2 protein-coding genes are annotated in these 1,746 nt (G+C 62.2%); both read right to left on the reverse strand.

Annotated features, from left to right (window positions below):
- A partial coding sequence (locus EN994_RS29900; RefSeq protein ID WP_164746350.1) for a MerR family DNA-binding transcriptional regulator occupies positions 1–372 on the reverse strand: 372 nt, incomplete at its 3' end.
- Between the two features lie 157 nt (positions 373–529).
- On the reverse strand, positions 530–1,746 hold a 1,217-nt coding region (gene mgtE, locus EN994_RS29905), incomplete at its 5' end, for a magnesium transporter (protein ID WP_127308077.1).

Raw genomic sequence — 1,746 nt, forward strand, 5'->3', positions numbered from 1 at the left:
AAGCTCCACCAGCCGCTCCACACAAGACTCCTCGGCCTGGTCGAGTTCAGCCAGCGTCTCCTCGAGGTCGCGGCGTTTCTGCCGGAGATCCTCGCGCTTTTCCTCGATGCGCTTGATCATCAGGTTGAGCTGGCCGACTTCGCCGGGCGGCTCCTTGTACATCTGGATGATTTCGCGAATCTCGTTGATCGAGAAGCCAAGCCTTTTGCCGCGCATGATCTGGCGAATGAGCTGCCGGTCGGAGGGGCGAAACAGCCGCGTGCGGCCGCGCCGCACCGGCTGCACCAGCCCTTCGTCCTCATAAAAGCGCAGCGTCCGCGTCGACACGTCGAACTCGCGGGTCAACTCGGTGATCGAATAATATTCTCGCATTGCCACTCCCACACGCCGAAACACCGGGGCGATCGCCATGGCGGCGTCACCCTTCTGTCCCGAACCAAAACCCATGCCATGCCGGAATCGACATGGCGCCCCGCGCGAGCCTCGCACGGCATTTACGTAAAAGTCAATTGAGCCAAAAGGCGTGCCTTCAGGGCACGCCGAACCACCACGTGGCAATGCCGAGAAATGCAAAGAAACCGACGACGTCGGTAACCGTGGTGACGAAGACCGCCGAAGCGACCGCCGGATCGACCTTGAAACGATCGAGCAGCAGCGGGATCAGGATGCCGGCCAGGGCGGCCACGAACATGTTGATGATCATCGCCGCCGCGATGATCCCGCCCAGATTGGGATCACGGAACCAGGCTGCCGCGACGATGCCGATCAGGATGGCGAAGACGATGCCGTTGATGAAGCCGACACCCATCTCGCGGCGAATGATGCGGCCGGCATTGTAGATGTCGAGATCCCTGGTCGCCAACGCCCGCACGGTGACGGTCATGGTTTGCGAGCCGGCATTGCCGCCCATGCCCGCGACGATCGGCATCAGCACCGCCAGTGCCACGATGTGTTCGATCGTGCGGTCGAACAGGCTGATCACCGACGCCGCCAGGAACGCGGTCAGAAGGTTGATCAGCAGCCACGGAACGCGTGAGCGCGAGGTCGAAAAGATGCTGTCGGAAAGCTCTTCGTCGCCGACGCCGCCCATGCGCATCAGATCTTCCTCGGCCTCCTGCTGGATGACGTCGACGACATCGTCAATGGTCAGAACGCCAACCAGCCGTTCGTTCTCGTCGACGACCGCGGCCGACAAAAGATCGTACTGCTCGAATTCCCGCGCCGCCTCTTCCTGGTCCATGGTGGCCGGAATGGCGTGCCGCGTCTCGTGCATCACCTCCTCGACCTTGACCGAACGCTTGGTGCGCAGGATCTGGTCGAGGTCGATGGCGCCGAGCAGCTTGAAGCTCGGATCGATGACGAAGATCTGGCTGAAGCGCTCGGGAAGATTGTTGTCCTCGCGCATGTAGTCGATGGTCTGGCCGATCGTCCAGAACGGCGGAACCGCGACGAACTCGGTCTGCATGCGGCGGCCGGCCGTCTCTTCGGGATAATCGAGCGAGCGGCGCAGCCTGATCCGCTCGGTGAACGGCAGTTGCGACAGGATCTCGTCCTGGTCTTCCTGGTCGAGATCCTCGAGAATGTAGACGGCGTCGTCGGAATCGAGCTCCTGCACCGCCTGCGCGATCTGCGCATTGGGCAGATTGTCGACGATCTCCATACGGATCGCCTCGTCGACCTCCGTCAGCGAGGAAAAGTCGAAATCGGCGCCCAGGAGTTCGACCAGCGCGCGGCGCTGTTCGGGAT

It is taken from the genome of Mesorhizobium sp. M7A.F.Ca.CA.002.09.1.1, assembly GCF_003998555.1.
In the GTDB taxonomy this organism is placed as follows: domain Bacteria; phylum Pseudomonadota; class Alphaproteobacteria; order Rhizobiales; family Rhizobiaceae; genus Mesorhizobium; species Mesorhizobium ciceri.